This is a genomic window from Pseudomonas sp. D3-27 (assembly GCF_051132165.1).
In the GTDB taxonomy this organism is placed as follows: domain Bacteria; phylum Pseudomonadota; class Gammaproteobacteria; order Pseudomonadales; family Pseudomonadaceae; genus Aquipseudomonas.
In genome coordinates, this window is sequence record NZ_CP071667.1 from 4,068,224 (window position 1) to 4,091,388 (window position 23,165).

The window sequence follows — 23,165 nt, forward strand, 5'->3', positions numbered from 1 at the left end:
ACGCCATGACGCGCGGCAAATGGCTGGCAGCGTTGTGCCTGGTGCCCTTCGCGATATTCTTCATCGTCTTCCAGATCGCCCCGCTGCTCTGGGTGCTGGTCAACAGCCTGGAATCGGAAGAGTTCGGCTGGGGCCTGGCCAACTTCAGCAAGATCTTCAGTTCGAAGTTTTATCGGCAAGCGATCCAGCACAGCCTGGAAATCAGCTTCTGGTCCAGCGTGTTCGGCATCGTTATCGCCGTGCTCGGCAGCTACTCCCTGCGTCGAGTGGATTCGCGGCTGCGCAACTTCGTCAACGCATTCGCCAACATGACCAGCAACTTCGCCGGCGTGCCCCTGGCGTTCGCCTTCATCATCTTGCTGGGGTTCAACGGCAGTATCACGATCATGCTCAAGCAGGCGGGCATCATCGAGGATTTCAACCTGTACTCGAAAACCGGGTTGATCATTCTCTATACCTATTTCCAGATTCCCCTGGGCGTACTGCTGCTTTACCCGGCGTTCGACGCGCTGCGTGAAGACTGGCGTGAGTCCGCCGCCCTGTTGGGCGCCAGCGGCTGGCAGTTCTGGCGGCACATCGGCTTGCCGGTGCTGACCCCGGCGCTGCTGGGCACGTTCGTGATCCTGCTGGCGAACGCTCTCGGCGCCTACGCGACGGTCTATGCATTGACCACCGGCAACTTCAACGTCCTGCCGATTCGCATCGCCGCCATGGTCTCCGGCGACATTTCCCTTGACCCGAACATGGCCAGTGCATTGGCCGTGGTGCTGGTGGCGCTGATGACTCTGGTAACCATCGTCCATCAATTGCTGCTCAAGAGGAGCTACCATGTCTCGCGCTGAATCGGGCTCCGTCGGGCTCTATCATCGAGCGGTGGTGTACCTGCTGTTCGCCATTCTGTTGCTGCCCCTGGTCGGGACACTGGTCTACTCCATCGCTAGCAGCTGGTCGGCCACCGTGTTACCCAGCGGCTTTACCTTCAAATGGTACGTGCAGTTGTGGAGCGATCCGCGCTTTCTCCATGCTTTCGGCCAATCGCTGGTCGTCTGTGTGGGGGCGCTGGTGCTCTCGGTGGTGCTGATCCTGCCGCTGCTGTTCGTGGTGCATTACCACTTTCCCAAGCTCGATGCGCTGATGAACATCCTCATCCTGCTCCCCTTCGCGGTGCCGCCGGTGGTGTCGTCGGTGGGGCTGTTGCAACTCTATGGTTCCGGCCCTCTGGCGATGGTTGGCACGCCGTGGATCCTGATCGGCTGCTATTTCACCGTCGCCCTGCCGTTCATGTACCGAGCAATCACCAACAACCTGCAAGCCATCAACCTGCGTGACCTGATGGACGCTGCCCAACTGCTCGGCGCCAGTACTTTCCAGGCCGCGCTGCTGGTGGTGCTGCCGAACCTGCGCAAGGGCCTGATGGTGGCGCTGTTGCTGTCCTTCTCGTTCCTGTTCGGGGAGTTCGTGTTCGCCAACATCCTCGTCGGCACCCGCTATGAAACCCTGCAGGTGTACCTGAACAACATGCGCAACAGCAGCGGCCACTTCACCAGTGCGCTGGTGATTTCCTACTTTTTCTTCGTACTGGTCCTGACCTGGGCGGCCAACATCTTGAACAAGGACAAAAGCCAATGAGCTACGTCAGCGTCCAACACCTGCAAAAAAGCTACGCCGGCACGCCGGTGTTCAGCGACATCAACTGCGAAATCCAGAAGGGCGAATTCGTCACCCTTCTCGGCCCCTCGGGCTGCGGCAAGTCCACTTTGTTGCGCTGCATTGCCGGCCTGACGGCGGTGGATGACGGCAAGATCCTGCTGGACGGCCAGGACATCGTCCCGTTGAGCCCGCAGAAGCGTGGGATCGGCATGGTCTTCCAGAGCTACGCCTTGTTCCCGAACATGACCGTGGAACAGAACGTCGCCTTCGGCCTGCGCATGCAAAAGGTTGATGCCTCGGACAGCCGTCAGCGTGTACTGGAGATCCTGCGTCTGGTGGAGCTGCATGATTTTGCAGCGCGCTATCCCCACCAGCTTTCAGGAGGCCAATGCCAGCGTGTCGCCCTTGCCCGCTCCCTGGTGACCCGGCCGCGCCTGTTGCTGCTGGACGAACCCCTCTCGGCCCTCGACGCACGGATTCGCAAACACCTGCGTGAACAGATCCGACAGATCCAGCGCGAACTGGGCTTGACCACGATCTTCGTCACACACGATCAGGAAGAAGCCCTGACCATGTCTGACCGGATTTTCCTAATGAACCAGGGAAAGATCGTACAGAGCGGCGATGCCGAGACCCTTTACACTGCGCCAGTCGATGTCTTTGCCGCCGGCTTCATCGGCAACTACAACCTGCTGGACGCCGACAGCGCCACGAAGCTGCTGCAACGCCCAGTGAACGGCCGCATCGCCATTCGCCCGGAAGCCATCGAACTGAGTCGCAATGGAGAGCCCGATGCACTGATCCGCAGCCACAGCCTGCTGGGCAACGTCATCCGCTACCGGGTCGAGGCCCGTGGCGTGGAGCTGGTGGTCGATGTGCTCAACCGTTCGGCCGCCGACCTGCATCCTGACGGTGCGCGGTTGGCACTTTCCATCGATCCGTCGGCGCTGTGTGAGGTAGCCTGACGGCCTTGTTGATTTTTGAAGCTGATCTTGAGAAGGAAAACGCGCTGATGGCCCTGGCAATTTTTGATCTGGACGAAACCCTGATCCACGGCGACTGCGCCACCCTCTGGAGCGAACAGATGGGGCGCCTGGGTTGGGTCGATCCCGAGTCGTTCATGCGTCGCAACAACGAGCTGATGGATGCCTACAGCCACGGCAAATTGCGCATGGAAGAGTACATGGACTTCAGCCTGGAACCGATGATCGGCCGCACGCCCGAAGAGATCGAGCACCTGGTGACACCGTGGGTGGAAGATTTCATCGAGCCGATCATCTTCAGCGACGCCACCAAGGCCATCGCCGAACACCGCAAGGCCGGCGACCGGATCCTGGTGATCTCGGCTTCGGGCACGCACCTGGTCAAGCCGATTGCCGAGCGCCTGGGCATTGATGAGATCCTGGCGATCGACCTTGAAGTGGCCCATGGGGTGTACAGCGGCAAGACCGTGGGCACCCTGACCTACCGCGAGGGCAAGATTTCCCGCTTGCTGGATTGGCTGGATGCCGAGGAAGAGAACCTCGAAGGCGCCAGTTTTTACTCCGATTCGCGCAATGACCTGCCGTTGCTGCTGCGGGTGGATTACCCGCATGTGGTGAATCCGGACCCGGTATTGAAAGCTCACGCTGAGTTGGCTGGCTGGCCGATTCATACCTGGAAGTGAAGCGGATCAACTCCAGAACACCTGAAGCGTTTATGGCTTTTTGTGGCTTTGTGGCTTTGTGGCTTTGTGGCGAGGGAGCTTGCTCCCTCGCCACAGGGGACCGATCAGCTCAAGCTCTCGTCGATCACCAACACCAACTTCCCGGACACCTGATTGGTCGCCAGCTCCGCAAACGCCGCCTCGGCATCGGTGATTGCAAACGTCCTGGCCAGCTGCGGACTCAGGCGTTTATCGGTAAACAGCGGCCATACGTTCTGCCCCAATTCGCTGATCAAGTCAGCCTTGAACTGATCGTTGCGACTGCGCAGGGTCGAACCCAGCAGTTGGATGCGCTTGCCCAGCACCTGGGCCAGGTCGAGTTCGGTCGTGCGGCCGCCCATGAGGCCGATCAGCACCCAGCGGCCGTCAACTGACAAAAGTTTCACGTTGAGGCCGGCGTAGTTCGCGCCGACCGGATCGAGAATGACGTCGAAGGGCGCGAAGTCGTTCAGGCTGTTGATATCGTCGGTACGAACCACGCCGCCCTGGGCCCCCAATGCTTCGCAATAGGCCAGGCGATCCGCCGAACCGACGCTGACCCAGCACGGGTTGCCAAACGCCTTGCAGAGCTGGATCGCCGCCGAACCGACGCCACTGGCGCCGGCATGCAGCAACACTTTTTCGCCTGGCCGCAGGCCGGCAAGCTGGAACAGATTCAGCCACGCGGTGCCGTAGACCTCAGGCAGCGCGGCCGCTTCGGCCATCGACAGGCCTTCCGGCACGGGCAAGACATGGCGGCCATCGACCACTACTTCTTCGGCCATTCCCCCGCCAGCCAGCAACGCGCAGACCCGGTCACCGACCTGCCAGGAGGAGCCCGGCCCGACTTCACTGATCACTCCCGAACATTCCAGCCCCAACACCTGGCTCGCGCCGGGTGGCGGTGGATAATGCCCGGCTTTTTGCAGCAAATCGGCCCGATTCAGGCCGGCGGCAGCCACGCGGATGCGAACTTGGCCCGCATCGCAGGCCGGACTTGGCTCATCTGCCCATACCACTTGGCCTTCAACGCCTTGCAATGCTTTCACGGTGCCTCCATAGTGAGTCTCGACTGGGCCCGCTGCTATAACGCCGGGCTTTCTTGCATTATGCGCCCGGGCCACATGGAACCGGCGACTTCAAAGACGGCCTAATATGCGTTATCAATTGTCCCTGCGTCGAATCAGCATGAAGCACTTGTTCCCCAGTACTGCACTTGCCCTCTTCATTGGCCTCGGCGTTTCGACGCTTTCGAGCACTGCGCTCGCGGCCAACAGCTGGGACAAGCTTCAGCCCGATCGCGACGAGGTGATCGCCAGCCTTAACGTCGTTGAGTTGCTCAAGCGTCATCACTACAGCAAGCCGCCGCTTGATGACGCGCGCTCTGTCATCATCTATGACAGCTACCTGAAGCTGCTTGATCCGTCGCGCAGCTATTTCCTGGCCAGTGACATTGCCGAATTCGACAAGTGGAAGACTCAATTCGACGACTTCCTCAAAAGCGGCGACCTGAACGCCGGGTTCATTATCTACAAGCGCTACCTGGACCGCGTCAAGGCGCGCCTGGATTACGCCCTTGCCGAATTGAACAAGGGTGTCGACAAAATCGATTTCAATGCCAAGGAAACCTTGCTGGTCGACCGCAAGGACGCGCCTTGGCTCAAAAGCACGGCCGAACTCGACGACCTTTGGCGCAAACGCGTCAAGGACGAAGTGCTGCGCATGAAGATCGCCGGAAAGGATCCCAAGCAGATCCAGGAAACCCTGACCAAGCGCTACAAGAACCAATTGGCGCGTCTGGACCAGACCCGGGCCGAGGATATCTTCCAGGCCTACATCAATACCTTTGCAATGTCCTACGACCCGCACACCAATTATCTGTCGCCGGATAACGCGGAGAACTTCGACATCAACATGAGCTTGTCCCTGGAAGGCATCGGCGCGGTCCTGCAAAGCGACAACGACCAGGTCAAAATCGTGCGCCTGGTGCCGGCGGGCCCGGCGGACAAGACCAAGCAGGTCGGTCCGGCGGACAAGATCATTGGTGTCGCCCAAGGCAACAAGGAAATGGTCGACGTGGTCGGCTGGCGCCTGGATGAAGTGGTCAAGCTGATCCGTGGCCCCAAAGGCTCGGTGGTCCGCCTGGAGGTCATTCCGGCCAGCAATGCGCCAAATGACCAGACCAGCAAAGTCGTGTCCATCACCCGTGAAGCAGTGAAGCTGGAAGAACAGGCCGCGAAGAAATCGGTCCTGAAACTCAAGCAGGACGGCAAGGACTACAAGCTCGGCATCATCGAGATCCCGGCGTTCTACCTGGACTTCAAGGCTTTCCGCGCCGGAGATCCGGACTACAAGAGCACCACGCGCGACGTCAAGAAGCTGCTGACCGAACTGCAAAAGGAAAAGGTCGACGGCGTCGTCATCGATTTGCGCAACAACGGCGGCGGCTCGCTGCAAGAAGCCACCGAATTGACCAGCCTGTTCATCGACAAAGGCCCGACCGTGCTCGTGCGCAATGCCGATGGCCGGGTCGATGTGCTGGAAGATGAGAACCCGGGCGCCTTCTACAAAGGCCCGATGGCCTTGCTGGTCAATCGACTGTCCGCTTCGGCCTCGGAGATTTTCGCCGGTGCCATGCAGGACTACCACCGCGCCTTGATCATCGGCGGCCAGACTTTCGGCAAGGGCACCGTGCAGACCATCCAGCCGTTGAACCACGGCGAACTGAAACTGACCCTGGCGAAGTTCTACCGTGTTTCCGGCCAGAGCACTCAGCATCAGGGCGTGCTGCCTGATATCGATTACCCGTCGATCATCGACACCAAGGAAATCGGTGAAAGCGCCCTGCCCGAAGCCATGCCGTGGGACACCATCCGTCCCGCGATCAAGCCGGCCGTGGACCCATTCAAGCCATTCCTGGCCCAGCTCAAGTCCGAACATGACACCCGCACCGCCCAGGACGCAGAATTCGTGTTCATTCGCGACAAGCTGGCCTTGGCGCAAAAATTGATGACCGAAAAAACGGTCACACTCAACGAAGCCGACCGCCGCGCACAGCACGCCGACATCGAGGCCAAGCAACTGGCGATGGAAAACCTGCGTCGCAAGGCCAAGGGCGAAGAGCCGCTCAAAGAGCTGAAGAAAGAAGACGAAGACCTGATCACCGAGCCGGAAAAGACCAAGCCGGAAGATGATGCCTACCTGAGTGAAACCGGGCGAATCCTTTTGGATTACCTGAAACTCAACACGGCGGTCGCCAAGCACTGAGATGATGGCCATTTAATGGTGATGCTCGTCGGAGTGTCATCAAACTGACATCAGTCTGTCGTGAAATACAGGACCGGGCGCGCCCCAGCAGGGGTTGCGCCCCGTCCTTTTTTTATCGCCAGAGACTGCCATGACCACGATAGAACAGCTGGGTGCCTTGAGCTCGATCCTGAGTCAAAGCGGTTTGCACAGTCTGTTCCAACCCATCGTGTGCCTCTCCGAACGACGCATCCTGGGTTACGAAGCGTTGACTCGCGGCCCGTCCAACAGCCCCTTGCACTCCCCTGTCGCATTGCTGTCGGTGGCTCGCCAGGCCGGGCGACTCAGCGAACTGGAGCTGGCCTGCCGTCGCAGCGCCTGCCAGCGCTTCAATGAGCAAAAACTGCCGGGCAAGCTGTTTCTCAACGTCTCGCCCGAATCCCTGCTTGAATCGGCACACCAGACCGGTCGTACGTTGCAGTTGTTGCAGGACTTCGGCATCCCGCCCAGCCAGGTCGTCATCGAACTGACCGAACAAACCCCGATCGATGATTTCCAGCTCCTGCAAACCGCTCTGCATCATTATCGGGCGATGGGTTTTTCCATTGCGCTGGACGACCTTGGCGCCGGTTATTCAAGCCTGCGGCTCTGGTCGGAACTGCGCCCCGATTACGTGAAGATCGACCGGCACTTCATCGATGGCATTCACCAGGACGCGCTCAAGCGAGAATTCGTGGGTTCCATCCTGAAAATCGCCCAGGCATCACGGGCCCAAGTGATCGCCGAAGGAATAGAACTGCCGGAAGAACTGGCCGTGCTGATCGAGATGGGCGTTGATCTGGTCCAGGGTTATCTGCTTGCCCGGCCCCAGGAACACCCGTGCCAGGATGCCAAAGCGCTGATGCCCCGGCAGGACAGCGGGGTGGTGCCCCTGGGCGATGAAGTGAGCGACCTCGGCGCCCTGCTCAACGAACAACCGGCGGTGGCCCACGATACCCCGACGGCGGCAGTCCTGGATGCGTTCCGCCGCCAGGCCAACCTCAACTCCCTGGCAGTGTTGGATGACCGTGGCCAGCCGTGCGGCATCGTCCATCGCCATTCGCTCTCGGACGCGCTGCTCAAACCCTTCGCCACCGACCTCTTCGCGCGCAAGCCCATCAGCCGCCTGATGAGCGACGACTTCCTCGCGGTGGAACTCAACCAATCCTTGCAACAAGTCAGCCGCCTGATCACCAGCCGCGCCCGACAACGCATCGAAGAAGATTTCATCATCACCCTCAATGGCAGCTACATGGGATTGGGGCGCGTGATCGACGTGCTCAAGCTCATCACCGAACTGAAGATCCAACAGGCCCGCTACGCCAACCCGCTGACCTTGCTGCCCGGCAACGTGCCGATCCAACAATGCCTTACCCGCTTGCTGCAGCAGCGTCAGGAGTCGGTAATCTGCTACGTCGACATCGACAGCTTCAAACCCTTCAACGACATCTACGGCTACGGTCGCGGGGACGAAGTCCTACTGTGCCTGGCGCAATGCCTGAACGAACGCATCGACCCCAGCCGCGACTTCGTCGGCCACATCGGCGGCGACGACTTCCTACTGGTCCTCGGCCCGGATGATTGGCGCAAACGCCTGACCCAATTATTGAAAGACTTCCAGAACCACTGCCGCCGCTTCTACCGGCCCGAGCACTTGGAGGCTGGTTGTTTTACTGCGTTGAACCGACAGGGGGTGCGGCAGGAATTTGCGTTGCTGTCGCTGTCGATTGGGGTGGTGCACCTGCGCTCGGAGGCTTGTGCTGGGCTGGATGCCAGTCAGCTGGCCGAACTCGCTTCCCAGGCTAAGCACCATGCCAAGGAGATTGTTGGGGGGAGTTTGTATTTGATAGATGGCGGGGTTGAACGGGTGACCGAGGTGGAGTTGGGGTTGTTGGTTTGATGGCGGATTACCTGCCCTGGCGATGGCCCCTGTCCGAACATTAGATGAGACAGCAGGAGCCTCCCCATAAATTTAGATGTAATGCCAAGTAGATTGATCTTCAGCTCCAGCCCTATAGAGGTCCTCCTTCCACACCTCACCCGCCAACCTATATATTTCCTCGAAAAACAAGCGAGGATTTTCCATCTCATCCCATCCATCGGGGAGGGACGAGCACTCTTGAGAGTCATGTTCCAAAAGAACTTGAAAATTATATTCCCTGTCCAAGAGCGCAACCTCCAAGCATTTATAAAGCAGATATTTTTCCCTATATGACCGCCTCCCTTTTAAGGCATATTCAACAATTAATTTTTCTCTATCGGCTGGCTCGTTTGGGTCAAACTGTTCCAGCTCACTACCTAGTGTCTCTTCTCTATCATAAATATCAAAGCAGCCCAAAAAGTAAGAAGGCGTTGGCGTGTATGGGAGCCCAGTCCCTGGGTATATAAACATTTTTTCACCTACTTTATTGGAAACATTGTAAATGGCACATCGGTATGAGGATCTACTTTCATTTCAAACCGATTCATATCTACAAGTTTAGGGTTTGACGGATCACTTTTATTGGGCATATACCCCTGCCCAGCTCCAGGAAGCTCCATCCTGATGATATTGTTATTGTTTTTATCTTTCCCTGTAAAGCGTGAAAGGCCATTTTTCTCGCGACCCATCGCTAGGCTATAAGCTTTCAGTTGCATTTCCCAACTGGCAAATCTTGAACTTGGATTTCCCATTTTATTTTTAGGTGTTTTTCCGCTAAGTGGATCTGTGCCATCAACCGCTCGTTGTTTCCATTTTTGGTCGGTAACAGCAGGGCTATGTTTACTAACCATATGCATGCCTTGCTCCCGATCTAGACGCCTGACTTCTTTTTCGGCCAACTTATCAGCGGTTGGCTTGGGTAGTGTAGGCTCCCCTTCATCCACCCCAACCTTATCTGTCGGCTCCTCAACCCCAACCGCCGGCTTACACCCACCGCTCCCAGGACAATCCACCAACCCCAACGGATCCACCCACCCCGTCGGGTTCAGGGTGTACCGGTACCCATTCAACCCACCCGCCAGCTTGCTCGGATCCAGCGTCAAATACCGCCCCGTCTCCGGATTGTAGTACCGGTGCCGGTTGTAATGCAGGCCGCTTTCCCGGTCGTGGTATTGCCCCTGAAAGCGCAGCGGTTGTTCCAGTCGTTTGCCGTCGCCGTGGCGCAGTTCGGTGAGTTTGCCGTAGCCGTTGTAGCGCGCGGCCCAGACGACTTCGCCTTGGTGGCTGGTCAGTTCCTGAGGGGTGCCGAGGTGGTCGAGGTGGTAGTAGAACGGCGTGGCTTTTTCCGGGCCTGCGCCTTCGAGCAGGGCCAGGGGGCGGAAGGTGCCGGGTTCATAGACGTAGCTCTGGTAGTGACGGTCGCTGCTTTCAGCGATGACCTGGTCGCCCTGCCAGATGAATTCCGTGGTGAGACCGTCCACGGTCTTCTCGATGCGTCGGCCGAAGGCGTCGTAGCGGTAGGAGGTTTCGCTCCCGTCGGGGGTGGTGACGCCGATGAGCCGATGTTGGCTGTCGTAGCGGTATTGCGTGACGAAGCACTGGGCATGGCCGCGGCGTTCGCGGACCAGGTTGCCGTAGGCGTCGTAGTCATAGTGACGATCACCCTCCATCAGCAGGCGGTTGCCCTTGAGGGTGGTCGGGCCGGGACGGTCGTTGAACAACACATTGCCGGCCGGGTCGTGGGAAAAGTGTTCCGGGGGTTGGCTGTGGGCGTAGTCGATGCGCACCAGGCGATCCAGCGCGTCGTACTGGTAGCCGCGTCGGTTTCGCGTGTCGGAAAGCGCGGCGAGGTTGCCGTTGGCGCTGTAGGAATAGTCACGCCAGAACAGTTGTTTTTGCTGGCTTTGCCACACGGTCTGGGCCTTGAGGCGACCCTGTTCGTCGTAGCTGTAGTCGCTGAGCAACTGGCCCTGCTGGCGCTGGCGTTCGCGGCCGCCCTTGAAGCGGTGTTCGGTCAGGCACGTGCCGTTGAGGTCGATGGCGATCAGCGCCCCGCCTCGCAGGTGGCGGTAATCCAGGGTGCTGCGATCGGGCAGGCGGCAATGGACCAACCGGCCGACATTGTCGTAGCGATAATGCAGGCTCGCCCAACCCTGGTGTTCGGCGACGAGGCGGTCCTGGTTGTCGTATTCGTAGGCCAGCGGCCAATGGCCATCCCCAACGCTGATCAACCGCCCGAGGGCGTCGTAGCCGTACTCGACCGTGGCACCGTCGGGCAAGGTCTTGCGCAGCAGGCGGCCGGCGGTGTCGCGTTGGTAGGCGGTGATCCGCTGGCTGCCGTCGGCGCCGAATTCGGTCTTTTCCAGCAGGTGGCCGTTGAGGTCGTAGGCGTAGCCGGTGCGCTGGCCGTCGAAGCCGGTTTCCTGTCGGATCAGTCCGTTGGGCGTGTAGTCCAGCTGATATTTTTCGCCGGATTCGTTCTCGATTTCGGTCAGCAACAGCCGCGCCGAGTCGTAGCGGTACTTCAGTTCGCTGCCGTCGGGGTTGAGGCGGCGGCTGACCAGGTGCAGATCGTCGGCGTATTCGTAGCGGGTGATGCGCCCCAGTTCGTCCCGCTCCGCGGTGACCTTGCCGTAGGCGTTGTAGCTCCATGCACGGGTCGCGCCGGTGGGCAGGGTGGTCTGTAGCAAGCGGCCCACGGCGTCCCATTGGTAATGGGTGACGGCGCCGCGTTCGTCTTGACGGGTCAGCAGACGGCCCAGGGCGTCGTAGGAAAAAACTCGCTGGCCGTCGTCCGGCAGGATTTCTTCCGTCAGTTGGCCCAACGGGTTTCGCACAAAATGATGGGCACCGCCGTCCGGGTAGCTGATGGTATTCAGTTGCCCCTGGTCGTCGTAGTGATACCAGGTGCTTTGGCGAGCCGGGTCGACGACTTCGATGATGTCGCCCTGGGCATTGCGCCAGTAGGTCCACACGGCCTTGCCGCGAGTCCGGGCGTGTAGGAAACCGTTTCGGTATTCGTAGGACGTGGGCTCGCCTTCCGGCGGAATCAGCGCCACCAGCCGTCCGACTTCGTCGTAGCGGTATTCGGTGACGGCGCCCAGCGGGTCTTGCTCGGCGATCAGCCGGCCCTGTTCGTCATAAGCCTTGAGGTGTTCGCCGCCGGCGGGATCGACCTGGCGCACCAGCCGCGCGTGGTCGTCGTGGACATACACGTCCTGGCTGCCATCGATATGCCGGACCGTGACGCTGCCGTCGTCGCCCCAGGTGTAGCGGCTGTCCATCTGCGCGAACGACGCCCAATGCCGGACACAGCGCGCCGCCGGGCCGAGGCCTTGCCACTCCCAGTAGAAACTCGCGCCCCCGGCCAGTTGCCGCTGGAGGATGACGTGCTGGTCGTCGTAGTCGTAGCGCTCGCTCTCGCCGGCGGCGTTGGTCGCTTCGATGAGGCGCGAACGCGCATCGTAGCGGTAGGTCACCAGGGTCTGTTCAGTGCGCCAGGCTTCGTCAAGGGTCAGCGCCGGGTGGAAGCTCTGATAGTCGATGGCGACCAGGTGCCGATGTTCGTAGCGCAAACGCAAACAGCGGCCGGCACCGTTGTCCAGACGGCTGATGTCGCCGTAGATGTTGCGTTGGACGGTCAGGCGGTTGTCGTACCGATCGCTCAGGGCCGTCAGATGACCGTCGCGAAAATGTAGGAAAGGAGCGTCTTCGCCGGGCTGGGCGACGATCAATTCGTCCGGCTCGTTGCTCAGATAAACCGCCGCGCGGGCCAGGCTGTTGTGGATGGCTGGGCGTTGCAGGCTGGGCCGGGGAAACGTGGTGCGGCGGTTTTCCTGGTCGATCCAGGTCACCTGCTCGCCGTCGATCAACAGGCGATGGGCCAGGGCATGGGTCCATCCGCGGCCGAGCCCGATGTCCAGGTCGGCGGCGCTGGTGCGGTAGAGGCGGGTGAAGACGAAGGGCAAGCGTCCGTCGAGGGTGCCGTCTTCGAGGGTGAGCAGCTCTTCGCCGGTGACCATGGACACCGGGCAACCGTCGGTGCGGGTCTGGGCGGCGCTGTCGGCGGGGTCGCCGTTGGGGTTTTTCGACTGCGTGGGGGCGTCGTCGTGGTGTTCTTGCTTTTTCAGCGTGGTGTTGCGCTGCGCATCCCAGCGCAACTGCATGCGCCCCTTCTTTACGCCGGCGGCAATGCCCCGCGCGGCCACAGCCTTGTAGCGGTCAACGTAGCCCATGAAGCCGTTCACCAGCTCGAAAATGGCACTGATAAAACGCTTCACGGCATCCAGCAGACGAGCACCGTGCCGGCCCAGGCGCATCGAGAGATAAGCAATGCCCGCGCCTGCCCCGACGAAGGTCAGCACCACGCCGATCAACAGGTCGATGACCAACTGCACGACCACTGTGGATAACACCGTCGCCGTGTCGCCCGCCAGTTCACTGGGGGGCAGCATGTCCAGCCAGAGACTGGCGGTGCGCACCAACAAGCACAGCGCCGCTTCGTCGCTGGCGAGCAATTGCAGCTTCGCCATGACCAGCGGCGCCGACTCGGCAAGCTGGGCCAGCTCGGCTGCGCTGCTGCCCAACCGTCCGCCGAACCGGGAGGGATCCTTGAGGATGTCCGACAGCAAACTGATGCTGTCCCACACGCCTTCGATCGCCGCCCAACCGCCGGCGAGCAAGCCATTGCCCACCGCTGCCGCCGAAGTCGCCAATGACTGCTGGGCCCACTGCGGCTTGAAGCCCTGCCACTCGCCGCGAAGCCAGTCCGTCAGATCATTCGTCAGGCCGTCGTAGGAAGAAAACAGCTCATCGATTCGCTTGGGGGACACTTCGCCCTGGACACGCACCCGGTAAGACCGCCCCGCCTCGCCCTTGAAGCGACCCACGCCCTGAGCATCCAGCGTGACCGGCGTGGCCTCGCCCGTGTCCACCGCCACCACATCCACCACGATATCGCCCAGCGGGATGTCGTACACGGACTCGAGCTTGCTCTCGATCGTCATGATCCCGCCTTGCGGGCACTGGGCGACGACGGATAAAAAGTCCCTGTCCCGGACGTCGACTGCCGTAGTGCTTTGGCCGAAACGAATCAGTCGTTCCATGCCCATCAGCGAAGGCAGGTCGGCCGCTTGGCTGACGCGATCCGCAGCCCGGCTATACCAACGATCAAACTGCTCGCGATAAAGCGAAAGGGTGTCCTGGAAGCTGTCGAGTTCAGCCTCGATGCGGCGCGCCTGATCCATCAGCGCATGGCTCGATCAAGAACCGGCAGGAGAAAACGATCGGGCATGGGCAAGCGTCTCGCAAGAAATCGGAGCGCGAGACTTTGCCGGGGACGGCTTGGGAAATAAGTCAGATAAGGAGGCGGAGCGCGTAGGACAATTCTTTGATTAGCCCCGCAGGGCAATCCCCCTCAGAACGGGGGAATAAAGACTGAGGAAACTAAGGTTCCTGGCCCTTGAGCGACTTGAGCTTTATTTCAGCCAGTGGGTGCCCAGCCTTTGCGGCCAAGGTCCACCAGCGAGCCGCTTCCACCGGATCCGGCGCGCCAGTGGTGCTGCCGGCAAGGCTGATGACACCGAGCTGGTATGCGGCTTTGCCATCGCCGGCCAGTGCGGCGAGGCGCAGCAAGCGAATGCCCTCTTCCCGGGCGCCCAGCCCTTGGCCACGAAATGTCAGGATGTGCCCGTAGAAACTCTGGGCGCCAACGTCGCCCAGGTTCGCCATGCGTGCGAACTGACCTTCGAGCCAGGCCCAGCCACGCGGCTGTCGAACGAACCATGGCCAATGAAACAACCGGCGCGCGAGCCAATAACCAGCCCGGGCCTTGATACGCCAGAGCACTAGGCTTCCGCCGATTCGGGATATTCGTACTCGAACACCCGGACCACTTCCGAAGCATGCCAGGACGCGGCGGCTACGCCGTCGGAAGGACCGGAAAAGCGCCCAAGACGCTCGACGCATTCGAAAAATCCAGTACGCGGCAGCCGGCTGGCGCCTTGGCTGATGACCAGCGAACTGCGCAGCGGTTGTTCGGCGCGGGCGTCCAGCGCGGCCAGGTGTTCAAGCGCTGCGGTCAAGGTCTGCATGGCCGGGCTGGGGAGTTGCAAGCGTTCCAGCAAGGCGCGATAGGTCAACAAATGGCGCTGGCGCCGCGCCTGGTCCAACTCACCCAACAACCCGTCCCAATGTTGCCGACTGATGCGTACACTCACGATTCATCCCTCCAACCCGGCACCGTCAGTTCCCAGGCCAGACTGCGCTTGATAGCGGCGTCGGGCTGACGCTCACCACTCTCGATCATGGCCAGATAAGACGGGCTGATGCCTACCGTGCGGGCCAACGCCTCGATGGCGATGCCCTTCCCTTCGCGCAGACTGCGCAATTGATCCAGACCAGGGAGAACCTGGCCGGGTGCCGCCGCAGGCTGGACGTCTGCCTCGCGCGGCGGAGCTTGTTTAATGCCTGCTGCCTTCAATAACGACTGGTATTGATCCCACGGTAAAACCGCGTACTCGGGCTCTCCGTCGCGTGTGATTACTTGAATATCCATGACTACCCCGTAGGACAACAACACTTAGCGAGTCAGCTTTTTTCCTAGGAAGTGTAATCCTAAATACCGGCTAAGGTCGCGGGGGCGATGATCTTCTGAAGGGATAGGGCTGGATCAGATCTTTTTCGGGCGTTGGAGCTGAAGTTGTTCCGGGGTATCGGGAAGTCTTTCCACCAACGCGAGCTTCTCGGGTGACTGCCGGTCTCGCCAGGCACGGAAGGCGCTCAGTTCGTCGTCGAGCGTCTTCATGATCCACGCCAGCACGGCGATGTCGTCGAACATGCCGAGCATGGGCAGCAAGTCCGGAATCGCGTCCAAGGGACTCAGGAAGTACATGAGCCCGGCCACTATCGAAAGCAACGACTTGGCGCTGACTGCCCGGTATTCACCACGCCAGTAAGCCAGGCACAACGCCTGAAGCAAGCGCAGGTCGTCCTTGAGCTTGCCTAGCCGCCCTCCTTCACGCGCGCCCTTGCTGGCGACGGCAAACAGTAATGTCGGCAATCGGCCGCGGGCCAAAAGCCGTCCCGCCAGGGGCAGAAATCTCGTGAAATTCCACGGCGCCTTCATTTCTTCTCCCACTGAAATGTTATCCACACAAATTGTGGATAACCTTGTGAACAGAGCTGCATTTCACCGCTGAAGCCCACGGTTCATAAGGGCTCGGCTTAGATCGGGCGTTTTTTACTCACATAAAAAAACCCAATATTTCATTGACTTGATTGGCCGACTGGGTCTAGCACGACGCCTGTATTGCCTATGACTGTGGTCGCTGCCGGGCGTTCGGTTTTTTTGCTCATTTGCCGAAAGCCGAATGCAACAACGCCCCGCATGAGCGAGGCGTTGTCTTTATAGCAGACGCGATTACTTGGCTGCGTCTTCTTTTGCCGGGTCCTTGATGGCCAGCAGCTCCAGGTCGAACACCAGGACCGAGTTGGCAGGGATCGCCGGGCTCGGGCTCTGGGCGCCGTACGCCAAGTCACTTGGGATGTACAGCTTGTACTTCTCACCGACGTGCATCAATTGCAGGCCTTCGACCCAACCTGGGATCACACCGCTGACAGGCAGGTCAATCGGGCTACCACGCTCCACGGAACTGTCGAAGACAGTACCGTTGGTCAGCTTGCCGGTGTAGTGAACGGTCACTACGTCGGTCGGCTTGGGCTGAGCGCCGTCGGCTTTCTTGACGACTTCATACTGCAGGCCCGAAGCGGTGGTGGTCACGCCGGCCTTCTTGCCATTTTCTTCGAGGAATTTCTTGCCAGCCGCAGCCGACTCTTCGCTCATCTTGGCCATGCGCTCTTCGGCACGTTTTTGCAGTGCGGCAAAGGCCTCGACCAACTCTTCGTCTTTCAGCTTCTGTTCTTTCTTGCCGACGGCATCTTCGATGCCCTGGGCCACTGCTTTGGAGTCCAGGTCATCCATACCTTCCTGAGCCAGGCTCTTGCCCATGTTCAGGCCGATACCGTAGGAAGCTTTCTGCGCCGGGGTTTTCAGCTCTACGCTGGTCTGCGAGTCGCAACCCGCCAGTACCAGGCCAACCAGGGCAACCGCCGCCGCCAACCGATGCTGTTTCATGCTATTTCCTTGTTCATGCGCCTAAAGGGCAATCGAGTAAAGCCGCGAGCTTATCAGGCGGCCACGACCAATGGCTACCGGCATGTGAGCCGCAAAGTGATGATAAGTTCAGGCCGGCAAACGCTTTTTAATCCTGGGCAGATGAAGCATCTGTCATCTATTACGAACCGGGACAAATAGCCGCCCCGCCGCCAGCCCACGGTAATGGCCACTTGCCGGCCAAGCGGCACTGAGGCATAAGGGCATATCAAAAAAAACAAGGACGTTACCGTGCGCCTCCTCTCTCGCATTCTTTTGCTGATCCTCACACTGCTTGTCGTCGCCGCGGCCGTGGTGCTTTATTACGTCGCCAACCCGCGCCTGCCCGCCTATACACCTGTCGAACAGGTGCATTACCTGGAGCAATGGAGCCCCGCCGAGCGCCAAACCTACTACTTCACGCCCCAGGGCACCCAGGTCAAAGGCCTGCGCTATGACTGGTTCACCGCCTTGGAACTTCCTTTTTCGCAACAGCGCTTCGCTTCGCCGGAGTACCTGGCGCGCTTCGGTTTCCTCGTCGATCCGGCGCAGAAGGCCACGCCGGAAAACCCCGGCAACCTGCCGGTAGGCTTCACGCGGCACCAAAATGCCAGCAGCAGCGAGCAATATCTGGACATCACCTGCGCGGCCTGCCACACCGGCGAATTGCGCTTCAAGGGCCAAGCGATACGGATCGACGGCGGTTCAGCCCAGCACGTGTTGCCATCGACTGTTCCGACACTGCGCGGAGGTAGTTTCGGACAGGCATTGGTCGCGAGTCTCGCCTCGACTTACTACAACCCATGGAAATTCGAACGCTTCGCCCGCCAGGTATTGGGCAACGACTACGACGCCCGCCATGAAGAGTTGCGCAAGGCGTTCAAGGTGTCCCTGAACACTTTTCTGCGCACGGCCTGGAACGACACCCACCGCGGCCTCTACCCTACCGAGGAAGGCCCTGGCCGTACCGACGCCTTCGGCCGTATCGCCAATGCAAGCTTTGGCGATGCCATCTCGGCAGAAAACTACCGGGTCGCCAACGCGCCGGTGGATTACCCGCAATTATGGGAAATGTGGACATTCGACTGGGTGCAATGGAACGGCTCGGCCCAGCAACCGATGGCCCGCAATGTCGGCGAAGCGTTGGGCGTCGGTGCCACGTTGAGCTTCTTCGACGCCCAGGGCAAACCGCTACAGGGCGACGCACGCTATCCATCCAGCGTACGCGTGCGCGACCTGAACAAAATCGAAGAAACCCTGCAACTGCTCAAGCCCCCAGCGTGGCCGGAAGCATTGCTGGGCTCGATCGACAAGCCCTTGGCCGCAAAAGGCCGGGCGCTGTTTACCGAAAACTGTGCCGGCTGCCATGTGCCCAAGGTTATCCAGGGCCCCGACAGACCGGTCCAGCAATTGCACATGCTGCCGGTGAAAGTGATCGGCACCGACCCCGGCACTGCGAACAATATCGCCGACCACCGTTTCAATCTGACCAGTCTGCAATGGGATCCGGCCGAACTGGCGAAGCTGGATGTACAACTGCACCCGACCCCGACAGAGCCACTGGACCTTAGCCGGGTCTCGGTCGCCAAGGGCCTGGCCTATGTCACGGCATTCGTCGAAAACCGCGCCTATCGCGACGCCGGCGTCACGCCAGCCGAGCGCCCGGCCCTGGATGGTTTTGGCCTGCCCATCGGCGTGCGTGAACTGCGCGCCTACAAAGCGCGACCGCTGGCGGGCGTCTGGGCCACCCCGCCCTTCCTGCACAACGGCTCCGTGCCAACCCTCTATCAATTGTTGTCGCCCCAGGCTGAGCGGGCCACCACCTTCTATAAAGGCAGCTTCGAGTACGATCCGCGACACCTGGGCTATCGCACGGAGGCCTTTGCCAATGGATTTCTCTTCGATACGCGGGTCACTGGCAATCACAACAGCGGCCATGAGTTCCGCGCGGGCGAGCGAGGCAATGGCGTTATCGGTCGCTTGCTGCAACCGCAAGAGCGCTGGGCCTTGCTGGAGTATTTAAAAGTGCTCGGCGGGCCACTGGAGTCGCAACTGTAATGACGAACCCCACAGGTAAAAGGATGTTTGCATGCTGATCACGCTCTGGCTGCGCCTCGGCGCCTTTTTGGGCAAGACGCTTCTATGGCTGCTGGGCATCGGGCTGCTCGGCTGGGCCCTGGCTGCCGCTTGGTTCGCCTGGCAACACAGCGGACCGGTCCCGGACAAGGAACAGATACCGCCCGCCGAAAGCGCCATGACCCAGGACATCATCCAGACCGCCATCCGCATCGTCGACCAGCACCGCGAAGGTACCCGCTACCTGCGCGATGCCCATGCCAAAGCCCACGGTTGCGTCATGGCCGAAGTCCAGGTGCCCAGTGACCTGCCTGCGCCATTGCGCCAGGGTGTGTTCGCTGAACCGGGCAAGACTTGGCAGGCAACGATCCGCCTCTCCAATGGCAACGCTTATCCCCAGTTCGATAGCCTGCGCGATGCGCGGGGAATGGCGATCAAACTGCGGGACGTGCCCGGCAAGCAACTGCTGGCTGATCGGCAATCACAGGGCGAGCAGGATTTCGTGATGTTCAATCATCCGAATTTCTTCGTCAGTGATGTCGCCGAGTACCGTCAGAATGTGGCCGCGCAAGCCGATGGAAAAAAGGCAATGGCGTTCTTTCCAAGCCTGGACCCACGCACTTGGCAGATCCGCCATCTGTTTATCGCCCTGGCGACACTTTCGCCGCCTCCGGCAAGCCCGACCCAGACCACCTACTTTTCGGTTTCGCCTTACAAATTCGGCGAAGCCAATGCCAAGTTTCGCGTCGCGCCGGATCCGGACAGTTGCCCAGGCTACACCTTGCCGCCCCAAAACCAGGATCTGCCGAATTTCTTGCGTAGCGCGCTGAATCAGCAGTTATCCACCGATCGCGTGCCGGCCTGTTTTGTCTTGCAGATCCAGCGCCAGGACCCGAGCAAATACATGCCGATCGAAGACACCAGTATTGAATGGAAGGAAAGCGATGCGCCGTTCGAAACGGTGGCGCGGATCAAGGTTCCGGCACAGGATTTCGATACGCCCAAGCTGAACCTGGCGTGTGACAACCAGTCTTTCAACCCTTGGTTTGGCATCGAGGCCCATCGACCCATTGGTGGGATCAACCGTTTGCGCAAGGCAGTGTACGAGGCGGTCAGCGATTACCGCCACAGCCGGAACGCTGAGCAGTAGCAAGGGGCCAAATGACAGGCAACAAAAAGCCCGCTCAATGAGCGGGCTTTTTGGTTAGCACTTGGCGTTCAGTGTTCCAAGTGCCGAATATGGCGCAGCGGACGGGACTCGAACCCGCGACCCCCGGCGTGACAGGCCGGTATTCTAACCGACTGAACTACCGCTGCGCGTAACATTGAAAGTTTGGTGGGTGATGACGGGATCGAACCGCCGACATTCTGCTTGTAAGGCAGACGCTCTCCCAGCTGAGCTAATCACCCTTCACTTTCGATGCGGGGCGCATTCTCTCACAGTTTTTTATAACGTGCTGATTTAATTGATAATTCAGCAAAAAAAAAAAAAATGTGATTCACACGCACCGCGGGAACTGCAAACAGCAAAAAGCCCGCGTTAGCGGGCTTTTTGTGGTGACCTGGCGTTCAGTGTTCCAGGTAACCGAATATGGCGCAGCGGACGGGACTCGAACCCGCGACCCCCGGCGTGACAGGCCGGTATTCTAACCGACTGAACTACCGCTGCGCGTAACACTGGAAGCGAATGGTGGGTGATGACGGGATCGAACCGCCGACATTCTGCTTGTAAGGCAGACGCTCTCCCGGCTGAGCTAATCACCCTTCACTTTCGGTGTGGCGCGCATTCTACGGAGCACTCCCCGACCTGGCAAGCACTTTTTAAATTAATTTTTTCAGGTCTTCCAAAGGCTTAGCGAAGGGTTGGCCTATGACGCCGCGAAGAGAATAATGCCCCCCTTTGTATAAAGGAGAGACTCACCCCATGTGGTTCAAGAACCTGCTTATCTATCGCCTGACCCAAGATCTGCCTTTTGATGCCGAGGCGTTGGAAACTGCACTGGCGAGCAAACTGGCGCGCCCCTGTGCAAGCCAGGAGTTGACCACTTACGGTTTCGTCGCGCCATTTGGCAAAGGCGAAGACGCACCCCTGGTGCACGTCAGCCAGGACTTCCTGTTGATCGCCGCACGCAAGGAAGAACGCATCCTGCCGGGCAGCGTCGTGCGCGACGCGGTCAAGGAAAAGGTCGAAGAGATCGAAGCCGAGCAAATGCGCAAGGTCTATAAAAAGGAACGGGACCAGATCAAGGATGAAATCATCCAGGCGTTCCTGCCTCGTGCGTTTATCCGACGCTCGTCTACCTTTGCCGCCATCGCGCCAAAACAGGGCCTGATTCTGGTCAACTCCGCCAGCCCGAAACGTGCCGAAGACCTGCTCTCCACCCTGCGCGAAGTCATCGGCTCACTGCCGGTACGCCCACTCACAGTGAAGACAGCGCCTACCGCGATCATGACCGACTGGGTCAAGACGCAGAAAGCTGCGGATGATTTCTACGTTCTGGACGAATGTGAGCTGCGCGATACCCATGAAGACGGTGGCATCGTCCGTTGCAAGCGCCAGGACCTGACCAGTGACGAGATCCAACTGCACTTGAACACCGGCAAGGTGGTGACGCAGCTGTCGCTGGCCTGGCAGGACAAGCTGTCCTTCGTGCTCGACGACAAGATGGTGGTCAAGCGCCTCAAGTTCGAAGACCTGTTGCAGGACCAGGCGGAGCAGGATGGCGGCGATGAAGCCCTCGGCCAACTGGATGCCAGCTTTACCCTCATGATGCTGACGTTCGGCGAATTCCTGCCGGCGTTGGTTGAAGCGCTGGGTGGGGAAGCGATTCCGCAGGGGATCTAAGAAGTAACGATTGCCCTGTGGGAGCGAGCCTGCTCGCGATAGCGGTATGACAGCCACCGAGGTGTTGACTGACACGCCGCTATCGCGAGCAAGCTCGCTCCCACATTAGTATTTGGTGTTCTTAATAATAAGGATCAGGTCATGCGTGCGTTGGCTGCGTTAAGCCGCTTTGTCGGCAATACATTCGCTTATTGGGTGCTGTTCTTTGCGGTGCTGGCGTTCATGCAACCGCAATGGTTCGTCGATTTGAAAGTCGCCATCGTGCCACTGCTGGGACTGGTGATGTTCGGCATGGGCCTGGCACTCAAGCTCGAAGACTTCGCCGAGGTGGCTCGTCGTCCAGGACGCGTGGCCCTGGGCGTGATTGCCCAGTTCGTGATCATGCCGGGCACCGCGTGGCTGCTCTGCCAAGCGTTCAGCCTGCCGCCGGAAATTGCCGTCGGGGTCATTCTGGTGGGTTGCTGCCCGAGTGGAACCTCGTCCAACGTCATGACCTGGCTCGCACGCGGTGACCTGGCGCTGGCCGTGGCGATTTCTGCCATCACCACCCTGCTTGCCCCTTTGCTGACCCCGGCGCTGATCTGGCTGCTGGCGTCGGCCTGGTTGCCGGTGTCGTTCTCCGCCTTGTTCTGGTCGATCCTGCAAATCGTGTTGCTACCCATTGCCTTGGGCATCGTTGCCCAGCGCTTGTTGGGTGCGCGGGTACGTCACGCCGTAGAAGTCCTGCCGCTGGTATCGGTGGTCAGTATCGTGATCATCGTCGCCGCCGTGGTGGCGGCCAGCCAGGCGAAAATCGCCGAATCCGGCCTGTTGATCATGGCTATCGTCATCCTGCATAACAGCTTCGGTTATCTGCTGGGGTATTTCACCGGTCGGCTGTTTGGATTGCCACTGGCCCAGCGCAAAACCTTGTCCCTGGAAGTAGGCATGCAGAACTCCGGCCTAGGCGCGGCATTGGCCAGTGCGCACTTCTCGCCGCTGGCGGCGGTGCCCAGCGCTTTGTTCAGCGTCTGGCACAACATCTCCGGCGCCCTGCTCTCGACCTGGTTCCGTCGCATGAGCGAAAAGCAGGACAGAGAAGAGCTCTCCCGGCAGACGGCGGACTGATAGGCGGACTTGACCGAACAGTCAGCATTGGGCATTCTGGCGCCCGATGCGGGGACGACCCTGCGCGCCATAGCGTTTTTGTCCGGGGACGACCCCATCCATCGATGAGGTGTGTGATGTCCTGGATCATTCTGTTTTTTGCCGGCCTGTTCGAAGTCGGCTGGGCTGTCGGCCTTAAATACACCGACGGCTTCAGCCGCCCGCTTCCTACCGCATTGACCATCGCGGCCATGGCGATCAGCCTTGGCCTGCTGGGCCTTGCCATGAAGGAACTGCCGCTGGGCACGGCCTACGCAATCTGGACCGGGGTCGGTGCCGTAGGCACGGTGATCGCCGGGATCATTCTGTTTGGTGAATCGATGGCACTGATCCGATTGGCCAGCGTCGCGTTGATCATTGCCGGGCTGATCGGGCTCAAGGCCAGCGCTTAAGCCTCCACCGCCTT

Annotated in this window: 19 protein-coding genes and 4 tRNA genes; 11 read left to right on the top strand and 12 right to left on the bottom strand. The window is 59.9% G+C overall.

What is annotated here, in order from left to right; translation table 11 throughout:
- Positions 1-5: 5 nt before the first annotated feature.
- Genes J3P92_RS18415 through J3P92_RS18430 form a run of 4 tightly spaced genes read left to right on the top strand, consistent with a single transcriptional unit; the run spans position 6 to position 3,316 of the window.
- Entirely contained in the window at positions 6-842 is an 837-nt protein-coding gene (locus tag J3P92_RS18415; RefSeq protein WP_420766999.1) for an ABC transporter permease, read from the top strand.
- Positions 829-1,629 carry an ABC transporter permease gene (locus tag J3P92_RS18420; RefSeq protein ID WP_420766988.1) on the top strand — a complete coding sequence of 267 codons (801 nt, stop codon included), beginning with the start codon at positions 829-831 and terminating at the stop codon, positions 1,627-1,629. The genes J3P92_RS18415 and J3P92_RS18420 overlap by 14 nt, the downstream gene beginning before the upstream one ends.
- Entirely contained in the window at positions 1,626-2,615 is a 990-nt protein-coding gene (locus tag J3P92_RS18425; RefSeq protein ID WP_420766989.1) for an ABC transporter ATP-binding protein, read from the top strand. Before J3P92_RS18420 ends, J3P92_RS18425 begins: the two co-directional genes overlap by 4 nt.
- Positions 2,616-2,662: 47 nt before the next feature.
- Entirely contained in the window at positions 2,663-3,316 is a 654-nt protein-coding gene (locus tag J3P92_RS18430) for an HAD family hydrolase (RefSeq protein WP_434607229.1), read from the top strand.
- 104 nt (positions 3,317-3,420) lie between these two features.
- Here J3P92_RS18430 and J3P92_RS18435 read toward each other — a convergent pair whose 3' ends face one another.
- On the bottom strand, positions 3,421-4,383 hold the full coding sequence (locus tag J3P92_RS18435) for a zinc-binding dehydrogenase (RefSeq protein WP_434607232.1): 963 nt from the start codon (positions 4,381-4,383) through the stop codon (positions 3,421-3,423).
- Between the two features lie 139 nt (positions 4,384-4,522).
- Between J3P92_RS18435 and J3P92_RS18440 the strand changes: the two genes are divergently transcribed.
- Together J3P92_RS18440 and J3P92_RS18445 are read left to right on the top strand one after the other, a co-directional pair.
- Positions 4,523-6,601, top strand: a complete 2,079-nt coding sequence (locus J3P92_RS18440) for a carboxy terminal-processing peptidase (RefSeq protein ID WP_434564134.1) — start codon at positions 4,523-4,525, stop codon at positions 6,599-6,601.
- 130 nt (positions 6,602-6,731) lie between these two features.
- On the top strand, positions 6,732-8,519 hold the full coding sequence (locus J3P92_RS18445; protein WP_434648632.1) for a bifunctional diguanylate cyclase/phosphodiesterase: 1,788 nt from the start codon (positions 6,732-6,734) through the stop codon (positions 8,517-8,519).
- A gap of 72 nt (positions 8,520-8,591) precedes the next feature.
- Here the strand turns inward: J3P92_RS18445 and J3P92_RS18450 are convergent, their stop codons facing one another.
- From J3P92_RS18450 to J3P92_RS18480, 7 genes are all read right to left on the bottom strand, one after another.
- Positions 8,592-9,011, bottom strand: coding sequence for a hypothetical protein (locus J3P92_RS18450; protein ID WP_434648634.1), 420 nt, complete (start codon positions 9,009-9,011; stop codon positions 8,592-8,594).
- An 8-nt stretch (positions 9,012-9,019) separates the two neighbouring features.
- A complete protein-coding gene (locus J3P92_RS18455) occupies positions 9,020-13,786 on the bottom strand; it encodes an RHS repeat-associated core domain-containing protein (RefSeq protein WP_434648636.1) in 4,767 nt (1,588 codons plus the stop codon).
- A 199-nt stretch (positions 13,787-13,985) separates the two neighbouring features.
- Complete coding sequence (locus J3P92_RS18460; protein ID WP_434560141.1) at positions 13,986-14,387, bottom strand: sel1 repeat family protein; 402 nt, start codon at positions 14,385-14,387, stop codon at positions 13,986-13,988.
- Positions 14,387-14,758: a hypothetical protein gene (locus J3P92_RS18465; RefSeq protein WP_003179080.1), complete on the bottom strand. Its 372-nt coding sequence runs from the start codon at positions 14,756-14,758 to the stop codon at positions 14,387-14,389. Before J3P92_RS18465 ends, J3P92_RS18460 begins: the two co-directional genes overlap by 1 nt.
- Positions 14,755-15,096: a helix-turn-helix domain-containing protein gene (locus J3P92_RS18470; protein WP_434560143.1), complete on the bottom strand. Its 342-nt coding sequence runs from the start codon at positions 15,094-15,096 to the stop codon at positions 14,755-14,757. The genes J3P92_RS18465 and J3P92_RS18470 overlap by 4 nt, the downstream gene beginning before the upstream one ends.
- Positions 15,097-15,210: 114 nt before the next feature.
- Entirely contained in the window at positions 15,211-15,666 is a 456-nt protein-coding gene (locus J3P92_RS18475; RefSeq protein ID WP_420767871.1) for a YkvA family protein, read from the bottom strand.
- 294 nt (positions 15,667-15,960) lie between these two features.
- Positions 15,961-16,674: an FKBP-type peptidyl-prolyl cis-trans isomerase gene (locus J3P92_RS18480; RefSeq protein ID WP_030142016.1), complete on the bottom strand. Its 714-nt coding sequence runs from the start codon at positions 16,672-16,674 to the stop codon at positions 15,961-15,963.
- Between the two features lie 270 nt (positions 16,675-16,944).
- Here J3P92_RS18480 and J3P92_RS18485 point away from each other — a divergent pair, with 270 nt between their 5' ends.
- Both J3P92_RS18485 and J3P92_RS18490 read left to right on the top strand, forming a co-directional pair.
- Positions 16,945-18,750, top strand: coding sequence for a di-heme-cytochrome C peroxidase (locus J3P92_RS18485; RefSeq protein ID WP_434648638.1), 1,806 nt, complete (start codon positions 16,945-16,947; stop codon positions 18,748-18,750).
- Positions 18,751-18,781: 31 nt separating this feature from the next.
- A complete protein-coding gene (locus J3P92_RS18490) occupies positions 18,782-19,918 on the top strand; it encodes a catalase family protein (RefSeq protein ID WP_434648639.1) in 1,137 nt (378 codons plus the stop codon).
- A 90-nt stretch (positions 19,919-20,008) separates the two neighbouring features.
- On the opposite strand, the gene J3P92_RS18495 is transcribed toward J3P92_RS18490, so the two are convergent.
- From J3P92_RS18495 to J3P92_RS18510, 4 genes are all read right to left on the bottom strand, one after another.
- Positions 20,009-20,085 (bottom strand) — tRNA-Asp (locus J3P92_RS18495).
- Between the two features lie 17 nt (positions 20,086-20,102).
- Positions 20,103-20,178 (bottom strand) — tRNA-Val (locus tag J3P92_RS18500).
- 182 nt (positions 20,179-20,360) lie between these two features.
- Positions 20,361-20,437 (bottom strand) — tRNA-Asp (locus J3P92_RS18505).
- A 19-nt stretch (positions 20,438-20,456) separates the two neighbouring features.
- A tRNA-Val gene (locus J3P92_RS18510) sits at positions 20,457-20,532 on the bottom strand.
- A gap of 160 nt (positions 20,533-20,692) precedes the next feature.
- On the opposite strand from J3P92_RS18510, the gene rdgC reads away from it, so the two are divergent.
- From rdgC to sugE, 3 genes are all read left to right on the top strand, one after another.
- The gene (rdgC, locus tag J3P92_RS18515) at positions 20,693-21,613 is read left to right on the top strand and encodes a recombination-associated protein RdgC (RefSeq protein WP_434648640.1); all 921 of its coding nucleotides are present in this window, start codon (positions 20,693-20,695) and stop codon (positions 21,611-21,613) included.
- 141 nt (positions 21,614-21,754) lie between these two features.
- Positions 21,755-22,720, top strand: a complete 966-nt coding sequence (locus J3P92_RS18520) for a bile acid:sodium symporter family protein (RefSeq protein ID WP_420767875.1) — start codon at positions 21,755-21,757, stop codon at positions 22,718-22,720.
- A 116-nt stretch (positions 22,721-22,836) separates the two neighbouring features.
- Positions 22,837-23,151: a quaternary ammonium compound efflux SMR transporter SugE gene (sugE, locus tag J3P92_RS18525; protein ID WP_420767876.1), complete on the top strand. Its 315-nt coding sequence runs from the start codon at positions 22,837-22,839 to the stop codon at positions 23,149-23,151.
- The last annotated feature ends 14 nt before the right edge of the window (positions 23,152-23,165 follow it).